Raw genomic sequence first — 9,365 nt, 5'->3', positions numbered from 1 at the left:
CTCCTCCAACTCGTCGGGGCGCAGGCGGCCGGGCACCAGGAAGGTCCCGTCCGGCTGGGAGCGGATCCCCAGGCGACGGTGGTCGTGCTCGTCGGAGACCTCCCCGACGATCTCCTCGACGACGTCCTCGAGCGTGACGATCCCCGCCACACCGCCGTACTCGTCGACCACCACGGCCATCTGGAGCCCCTCGTCGCGCAGCTGGACCAGGAGCGGGGCCAGGTCCATCGTCTCGGGGACACGGGGCGCCGGGGCGAGCAGCGAGGAGGAGACGACGGGGACCTCCCCGCGCCTCTCCCAGGGCACGGCGACGGCACGGCGCAGGGACACCAGCCCCACGACGTCGTCACTGTCGTCACCGATCACGGGGAAACGGGAGTGCCCGGTCTCGCGGGCCAGCTCCACGACATCGGAGGCCATCGCGTCCTGGCCGAGGAAACGGACGAGCCCACGGTCGGTCATGACGTCGACGGCGGAGAGCTCACCGATGCGGATCGACTTGGTGAACAGGCTGGCCGTGGAGGTGTCGAGGGTGCCCTCCTCAGCACTGTGGCGCACCAGTGCCGCCAGCTCGGAGGCCGAACGCGCCGAGGAGATCTCCTCCTGGGGCTCGATGCCGATGCGGTGCAGCACCCAGTTCGCGGTGCCGTTGAGGACGGCGATGAGCGGGCGGAAGGCCGTGGTGAAGATCATCTGGAAGGGGACGACCATCCCGGCGGTCTTCAGGGGGTGGGCGAGCGCCAGGTTCTTCGGGACGAGCTCGCCGAAGAGCATGGAGAAGGCGTTGATGAGGATCGCCGCCACGACGACGGCGATGGTGGTGGCCAGCGCCTGGGCCACCCCGACGTTGCCGAGCAGGGAGGTCAGCAGGCTGGCGATGGTGGTCTGGGTCGTGTAGCCCAGGAGGATCGTCGTCAGCGTGATGCCCACCTGCGCGCCCGAGAGCTGGGTGGACAGCTCCTTGGTCGCCCGCAGCACCTGGGCGGCCCGCTTGTCGCCCTTGAGTGCACGTCGCTCGACGGAGGCCTGGTCCACGGCCACCAGCGAGAACTCGGAGGACACGAAGATGAAGGTTCCGGCCGTGAGGAGCACTCCGAGCAGGAGCATGAGGATGTCGACGATCACCGGCCCTCACCTGCGCGGTGGTCGTCGTGGCGACGGCCGGGACGGCCGCAGAAGGCATCGGGTTCGGGGTCGGGCAGGGGGACCACGGGTGGTCGGCCGCAACTGTCACTGTCCATGATGGACGCCATACTACTGGCCCCCCGCGCCGCCGCGACAGGGCGAGTGCGGGACGGGTCCGACACACACCGCGGCGCGCAGCGGGGCACACACCGGGGCGCCCGGGGGGGGAGGGACGCGCGCCCGTCCCGGGCCAGCGTCTGCCCCGGTGCACGGCAAACCCCGGGAAAGAGGCCGGAAAGTTGTCCCCATGTCCGGAGGGGTCGAGGACTTTCGTCATATGCTGGTGCGCGTCCCAGACCCAGGTGACGCGTGACGAACGGGAGCGACGACAGTGGACGGATCGACCAACGGAGGGTCCGCAGGGCGCGGGACGGCGTCGGAGCAGTGGTACATCGACGAGATGCTCGCGCAGTACCGCCGTGACCCCGCCTCCGTCGACCAGTCCTGGCGGGACTACTTCGCGGCCGGGGACCACCCCGTCACGGCTCCCGTCCCCCCGTCCGCCCCCGCGGCGTCCACGGACGTCCCCCCGCCAGCTGCGCCACTCCGCGCCCCCCGCTCCCCCCGCACCCGGTGCGCCCGCTGCGGCGTCGCCCTCGCACGAGCAGGGACACCCCGGCCACACCCGCGCCACCGTCGCCGCGGAGGAGGCCTTCGCCCAGAAGCAGGCCGTCCAGGAGCTGCCCCACAACAGCGTCTCGGTGACGCGCTCCGACCTGCCCCCGGCACCCCCCTCCCAACTGGCCGAGGCCACGTCCCCCTACACGCGCCTCCAGCACGCCCGGGCCGCCGCCGCCCTCAACGCCGACGCCCCGACGGAGGACACCACCGAGGTGCTCAAGGGCATCGCACGCGCCACCGCGAAGAACATGGAGACCTCCCTGGGCGTGCCCACGGCCACCTCCACCCGCGAGATCCCCGCCAAGCTCCTCATCGAGAACCGCGCACTGCTCAACGCGCACCTGGCACGCACCGTCGGCGGCAAGGTCTCCTTCACCCACCTCATCGGCTACGCCGTCGTCGAGGCCCTGTGCGAGATGCCAGCCATGAACGTGCGCTACGCGCCGAAGGACTCCAAGCCGGCCGTCGAGCACATGGCCCACGTCGGCTTCGGGCTCGCCATCGACGTGCAGCGTCCCGACGGGACGCGCAACCTCATCGTCCCCGTCGTCCACGAGGCCGACACCCTGACCTTCATGGAGTTCGTGGCGGCCTACGAGGACATCGTGCGTCGCGCACGTGCCGGCAGCCTCACCCCCGAGGACTTCGCCGGGGCCACCGTCTCCCTCACCAATCCCGGCACCCTGGGCACCACGACCTCCGTGCCGCGCCTGATGAGCGGGCAGGGGCTGATCGTGGGCGTGGGCGCCACCGACTTCCCCGCCGAGTACGCCGGGGTGTCCCCGCGCAAGCTCGCGCTGCTGGGCATCGGCAAGACGATGTTCATGTCCTCCACCTACGACCACCGCGTCATCCAGGGTGCGGCCTCGGGGGAGTTCCTGCGGCTCGTCTCCCACAAGCTGGCCGGGCAGGACGGCTTCTACGACCGGGTCTTCGACGCCCAGCACGTCCCGCACCCGCCGTACCACTGGGAGGCGGACCACGAGTACGACATCGAGCGGGAGAAGGGCAAGCCCGCCCGCATCGCCGAGCTCATCCACGCCTACCGCTCCCGCGGCCACCTCGCGGCCGACACCGACCCCCTCGCCTACCGCATCCGGCGCCACCCCGACCTCGACATCACCAGCTACGGGCTGTCCGTGTGGGACCTCGACCGCGCCTTCCCCACCGGCGGCTTCGGCGGCGAGGACCAGATGCTCCTGCGCGACATCCTGGCCCGCCTGCGCGACACCTACACCCGCTCCGTGGGCATCGAGTACATGCACATCCAGGACCCGATCCAGCGCAAGTGGGTCCAGAAGCACATCGAGCAGCGCTACGCCGCACCCTCCCCGGCCGAGCAGCGCCACATCCTGTCCACCCTCAACCACGCCGAAGCCTTCGAGGAGTTCCTCCAGACGAAGTACGTCGGTCAGAAGCGCTTCTCCCTCGAGGGTGGGGAGTCCCTGATCCCCCTGCTCGACGCGATCCTCGCCGACGCGGCCCACCGCGGCATCCACGAGGTGGCCATCGCGATGGCGCACCGCGGGCGCCTCAACGTCCTGGCCAACATCGCCGGCAAGTCCTACGGCCAGATCTTCTCCGAGTTCGAGGGCAACCAGGACCCACGCACCGTCCAGGGCTCCGGCGACGTCAAGTACCACCTGGGCACCGAGGGCGTGTACTCCGTCGACGACGGCCTGGCGACCAAGGTCTACCTCGCGGCGAACCCCTCCCACCTCGAGGCCGCCGACGGCGTGCTCGAGGGCATCGTCCGGGCCAAGCAGGACGAGCTCGGGGACCCCGACCTGCCGGTGGTGCCGATCCTCATCCACGGCGACGCCGCCTTCATCGGACAGGGAGTGGTCCAGGAGACGCTGAACATGAGCCAGCTGGCGGGCTTCCGCACCGGCGGCACGATCCACGTCATCGTCAACAACCAGATCGGCTTCACCACCGGCCCGACCTCGGGGCGCTCCACCCGCTACCCCACCGACCTCGCCAAGGGTCTCCAGGTCCCGATCCTCCACGTCAACGGTGACGACCCGGAGTCCGTGGTGCGGGTGGCCTCCCTGGCGGCGCAGTACCGCGAGGAGTTCCACAAGGACGTCATCATCGACATGGTCTGCTACCGCCGGCGCGGGCACAACGAGGGCGACGACCCCTCGATGACCCAGCCGGTCATGTACGGCCTCATCGGACACATCCCCTCCACCCGCACGGTCTACACCCGCAACCTCATCGGGCGCGGACAGCTGACGGATGAGCAGGCCCAGGCCTCCATCAAGGAGTACGAGGAGGAGCTCGGCAAGATCCTCGCCGAGACCCGCGAGCACGGCTGGAGGCCCGCCGCCCCCACCACCGCCGAGCCGGGCACCCCCGACTGGGAGGTCCCCGAGTCCCAGCTGCCGGGGCAGGGCATGATGATCGGCTGGGAGTCGGCCACCACGGAGGCCTCCATCCACCGCATCGGGGACGCCTACCGGGCCTTCCCCAAGGGCTTCACCCCGCACCCGAAGATGGCCCAGCTGTGCGAGAAGCGCTGGAAGATGGCCCACGGACGCACCCCCATCGACTGGGGCTTCGGGGAGCTCCTCGCCCTGGGCACCCTGCTCATGGAGGGCACGCCGGTGCGCATGAGCGGACAGGACGCGCGCCGCGCCACCTTCGTCCAGCGCCACGCCGTCCTCCACGACCACGACGACGGCCGCGAGTTCACCCCGCTGCGCTTCCTCACCGCCGACCAGGCGCGATTCGACATCTTCGACTCCCCGCTCTCCGAGTACGCGGTCATGGCCTTCGAGTACGGCTACTCCGTGGAGCGCCCGGACGCCCTCGTCCTCTGGGAGGCGCAGTTCGGGGACTTCGCCAACGGCGCCCAGACGGTGGTCGACGAGTTCGTGAGCTCGGCGGAGCAGAAGTGGGGACAGCGCTCCTCGGTGGTCCTGCTCCTCCCCCACGGCTACGAGGGACAGGGACCGGACCACTCCTCCGCCCGCATCGAGCGCTACCTGTCGATGGCGGCCGAGGACAACATGTGGGTCGTCCAGCCCTCGACCCCGGCCAACCACTTCCACATGCTGCGCTCGCAGGCCTACCACCGCCCGCGTCGCCCGCTGGTGGTCTTCACCCCCAAGCAGCTGCTGCGCCTGCCGGCCGCGACCTCGTCGGTCGAGGACTTCACGACCGGCGCCTTCCGACCCGTGATCGGTGAGCACGAGCCGCACGTCGTCCAGCACCCCGAGGGGGTCGACCGGGTGCTGCTGTGCTCGGGGCGGCTCTACTACGACCTCCTCAAGGAGCGTTCCGCCCGGGAGGACTGGGCGACTGCGATCATCCGTCTCGAACAGCTCTACCCCCTGGCGACGCAGGAGGTGGCCGCACAGCTGGCGACGTACCCCGGTGCCGAGGTCGTGTGGGTGCAGGACGAGCCGCGCAACCAGGGGCCGTGGCCCTTCCTCGCCCTCGACCTCTTCCCCGAGCTCGGCACCGCCGTGCGTGTCGTCTCGCGTCCCGCGAGCGCCTCACCGGCCGCAGGACGGGCCTCCCTGCACAAGCTCCAGCACGCGACCCTCCTGGAGGAGGCCTTCGCCCGCTGACCTCCCCACTACCCTGTGGGGAGGACGAGGTCGAACCGCCCACGCCCCGTCGGGTGGGCCCAGTCACGGGAAGGACGACACATGCGGATCTGCATCGTCGGTGACGAGCTGGTCGCAGGTGTCGGGGACCCCCGCGGACTGGGGTGGGTCGGGCGGGCGGTGGCGCGCACGGTCTTCCCCACGCCGCCCGTGGTCATGCCCCTGGCGGTCCCGGGAGAGACGACGGGCGGGCTCGCGGCGCGCTGGGAACCGGAGGTCACGGCCAGGCTGGTGCCGGGTGGGGACGACCGCCTGGTCGTGTGTGTCGGCAGCGCGGACGTGCCCGCCGGGATCTCCACCCCCCGGGCGCGACTCAACCTCGCCAACATCGTCGACCGGGCCACGAACCTCAAGTTCCCCTGCATGGTGGTCGGTCCCCCACCGCTCGCGGGCGCGGACCGTCAGCACCTCCACAGGCTCTCCCAGGCCTGCGCCGAGGTCTGCGAGCGTCGACGCCTCCCCTTCATCGACACCCTCACCCCCCTCCAGGCCCACGACCAGTGGACGGAGGACATGACCGCCTCCGGTGCCCGCACCGTCGACGGCGCGGTCCTCCCCGGGCAGGCGGGTTATGCGCTGATCGCGTGGCTCGTCCTGCACCAAGGGTGGCACGACTGGCTCGGCACCGTCCCCCGGGACTGAGCTGTCCGGCGGGCACACCGTGGGCACCGGGGCCCACCACCGGTGGACGTCACTTGCCCCGGGGACGCGGGGGCCCGACCATGGGTGCATGACGACCTCCACCGCCCCACAGGCACCCACGACCGGTGACACGGATGCGGGGGGAGTCTGGTCGCGCCCCCCGAGGAGGTCCTGCGTGAACTCGGGGTCACCGATGAGGGACTGACCGAGGCGCAGGCGGAGGAGCGGCTGGCGACCTCGGGTCGCAATGAGCTGCCCGACCCTCCCAGGCCGAGTCCCCTGCGCCGGTTCCTGTCCCACTTCGACGACGTCCTCATCTACATCCTGCTCGCGGCCGCCGTGCTCAAGGCCATCATGGGCGACTGGGTGGACGCCGCGGTGGTCTTCGCCGTCGCACTGGTCAACGCGGTCATCGGCTTCATCCAGGAGGGCCAGGCCCTGGACTCGCTCGACGCGATCCGCTCGATGATGAAGGCACGGGCGCGCGTGCGTCGGGACGGGAAGTGGACGGACCTCGATGCCGCCCTCCTCGTCCCCGGCGACGTGGTGGCGGTGGGAGCGGGCGACCGGGTGCCTGCCGACCTGAGGCTGCTCACCTCCTCGATGCTGCGCGTCGAGGAGTCCGCCCTCACCGGGGAGGCGGTCTCCTCGTCCAAGGACCCCTCCCCCGCCGAGCCGGACGCCGGCGTCGGGGACCGCTCCTCGATGCTCTTCTCCGGCACCATCGTCTCGGGGGGCCAGGGCATCGGTGTCGTCACCGGGACAGGGACCGGGACGGAGATCGGGCGGATCCGCGGCCTCGTCTCCGCGGCCGGCGAGGACGCCCTCGACACCCCGCTGACCCGCCAGCTCACGGCCTTCGGACGTACCCTCTCCCTCTCCATCCTCGGCATGGCCGCCGTCATGCTGCTGATCGGGCGCCTCGTCCACGGCTTCCCCCCCGCCGAGCTCATCTCCGCCGCCATCGGTTTCGCGGTGGCCGCCGTCCCCGAGGGCCTGCCCGCCATCATCACGATCTCCCTGGCCCTCGGGGTCCAGCAGCTCGCACGGCGCCGCGCCATCACCCGCCGCCTCCCCTCCGTGGAGACACTCGGCGCGGTGAGCACGATCTGCTCCGACAAGACGGGCACCCTCACCAAGAACGAGATGACGGTGCGCGAGGTGGTGGCGGCTGCCTCCACCTACGACGTGACCGGTACCGGGTACCAGCCGGAGGGCGAGGTCGTCGAGGCCGGCGGCGGCAACCGGGTCGCCGCACTGGGGGACCACCCGGACCTGCATGCCGTCGTGGAGGCCATGGCGGTCTGCAATGACGCGGTGCTGACACCCACGGAACACCCGGCGCCCGAGGACGGCGCAGGTTCGGGTGCTCGGTGGCACCTGGTGGGCGAGCCGACCGAGGGCGCCCTCGTGGTCCTCGGTCTCAAGGCCGGCCTCGAGACCTCGGGGTACGAGCGACTCGAGGTGCTCCCCTTCGACTCCGAGCACAAGTACATGGCCGTCCGCGTCCACACGCCCGAGTCCGGGGGGGACACCGAGGTGCTCGTCAAGGGCGCACCGGACCGGGTCCTCGACCGCTGCACCCATCAGTTGGGAGCGGACGGCACGGTCGAGGCACTCGACCGGGGCCACTGGGAACGGGCCATCGACTCACTGGGGTCCCAGGGCCTGCGGGTGCTCGCCGCCGCCCGCCTCGGCGCCGCGGACACCGGCACCGACGCCGACCCCCTCGACCACGCGACGGTCGGGGGAGGGCTCGTCATGCTCGGCCTCACCGGAATCGTCGACCCACCGCGCCCCGAGGCCATCGAGGCCATCGCCACCTGCCACCGCGCAGGCATCGCGGTGTCGATGATCACCGGGGACCACGCGGGCACCGCCCGGGCGATCGCCCAGGAGATGGGGATCGTCGACTCCCCCGACGCCCCGGTGCTGACCGGCGCGGAGATCGAGTCCATGCCGCAGTCGCGCCTCGAGAAGCTCGCCCCCGAGGTGCACGTCTACGCGCGCACCAGTCCCGAGCACAAGATCCGCATCGTGCGGGCCCTCCAGGCCCGCGGCCAGGTGGTCGCGATGACGGGCGACGGCGTCAACGACGCACCGGCCCTCACCCGCGCCGATGTCGGGGTCGCAATGGGCATCAAGGGGACCGGGGCCACCAAGGACGCCGCCGACATCGTCCTGGCGGACGACAATTTCTCGACGATCGAGCTCGCCGTGGAGGAGGGGAGGCGCATCTACGACAACATCGTCAAGGCCGTGGTCTTCCTCCTCCCCTCGAACGGGGCTCAGGCCCTGGTCCTCCTCGTGGCGGTCCTCGCCGGCTGGACCCTCCCCCTGGAGCCGGTGCAGGTCCTGTGGATCAACATGGTCACCGCGATCACCCTGTCGGTGACCCTGGCCTACGAGGGTCCCGAACCCGGCCTCATGGACCGGCCCCCGCGCCCCGGCGACGCCCCCCTGCTGGGTCGGCGCTCGCTGTCCCAGATCGCCTTCGTCTCCGTGCTGATCGGCTTCACCACCCTGGCGGCCTTCGTCATCGCGCGGTCCTCCACCGGCGATGTCCGTGTCGCGCAGACGGTGGCCGTCAACACCCTGGCCTTCGCCCAGCTCGCCTACCTGTTCAACTGCCGCTTCCTCTCCACGACCTCCCTGCGGCGCGACGTCGTCGGCACGAACCGCGTGGTGTGGATCAGCGTCGCCTCACTGGTGGCCCTGCAGGTGCTGTTCGTCCAGGCGCCCTTCATGCACACCCTGTTCCGCTCGGCGTCCCTGGGCTGGGCGGGATGGGCGGTCCCGGCCGGCATGGCGGTGCTGGTGTTCGTGGTCGTGGAGCTGTGGAAGCTGGGGGGGCGCCTGCGCTCCCGGCACTGAGTGACGTCCCGGCACCGAGTGACAGAAGTGCCCGGCAGCGATGCTGCCGGGCACTCCACAAGCATTCAGGACCTCTCGGTCCCCTCCCACGTGTCAGGCGTTCGGACGCTTGCCGTGGTTCGCTCCGTGCTTGCGACGGTCACGACGCTTACGACCCTTCTTCGACATGACCCCTCCTTCGCTCGTGGACTCAACCCGGACAGTCTCCCACAGGTGCGCGCCGGGAGACAACGTGGCGGCCCGCCGGGCGACACAGGTCACGCGCCCGACCCGTCCTCCCCCGGCGTCCACAGGAGGTCCTCGACCCCCAGGCGCATCGAGGTCGGGAACTCCCGGGTGGGCACCCCCAGGCGCAGCAGCCTCTGGACCGTGCCGCCCTCCGGGGCGAGGAGCCGGTGGGCCCGCGCGTACTCCTGCGCCATCTGC

5 protein-coding genes and 1 pseudogene are annotated in these 9,365 nt (G+C 71.2%); 4 read left to right on the top strand and 2 right to left on the bottom strand.

All coding sequences use genetic code 11. From position 1 onward, the window contains the following. A partial coding sequence (locus tag TA90_RS07245) for a hemolysin family protein (RefSeq protein WP_147513421.1) occupies positions 1–1,122 on the bottom strand: 1,122 nt, incomplete at its 3' end. A 599-nt stretch (positions 1,123–1,721) separates the two neighbouring features. Here TA90_RS07245 and TA90_RS07240 point away from each other — a divergent pair. From TA90_RS07240 to TA90_RS07230, 4 genes and pseudogenes are all read left to right on the top strand, one after another. Beyond that, positions 1,722–5,384, top strand: a complete 3,663-nt coding sequence (locus TA90_RS07240; RefSeq protein ID WP_187120107.1) for a multifunctional oxoglutarate decarboxylase/oxoglutarate dehydrogenase thiamine pyrophosphate-binding subunit/dihydrolipoyllysine-residue succinyltransferase subunit — start codon at positions 1,722–1,724, stop codon at positions 5,382–5,384. Between the two features lie 81 nt (positions 5,385–5,465). Then, positions 5,466–6,065 (top strand): GDSL-type esterase/lipase family protein, encoded by a 600-nt coding sequence (locus tag TA90_RS07235; RefSeq protein ID WP_043535424.1) that lies wholly within the window; start codon positions 5,466–5,468, stop codon positions 6,063–6,065. Between the two features lie 147 nt (positions 6,066–6,212). After that, positions 6,213–6,398: pseudogene (locus TA90_RS16025) on the top strand (cation-transporting P-type ATPase); the annotation flags it as partial. A gap of 6 nt (positions 6,399–6,404) precedes the next feature. Further along, entirely contained in the window at positions 6,405–8,939 is a 2,535-nt protein-coding gene (locus TA90_RS07230) for a cation-translocating P-type ATPase (RefSeq protein WP_197067868.1), read from the top strand. A 93-nt stretch (positions 8,940–9,032) separates the two neighbouring features. On the opposite strand, the gene TA90_RS16020 is transcribed toward TA90_RS07230, so the two are convergent. Beyond that, on the bottom strand, positions 9,033–9,107 hold the full coding sequence (locus TA90_RS16020) for a 50S ribosomal protein bL37 (protein ID WP_380976188.1): 75 nt from the start codon (positions 9,105–9,107) through the stop codon (positions 9,033–9,035). Between the last annotated feature and the right edge of the window lie 258 nt (positions 9,108–9,365).

Origin of the sequence: Actinomyces polynesiensis (assembly GCF_000820725.1) — a bacterium.
Taxonomy (GTDB): Bacteria; Actinomycetota; Actinomycetes; order Actinomycetales; family Actinomycetaceae; genus Pauljensenia; species Pauljensenia polynesiensis.
This window is presented reverse-complemented; position numbering and strand designations above follow the sequence as displayed.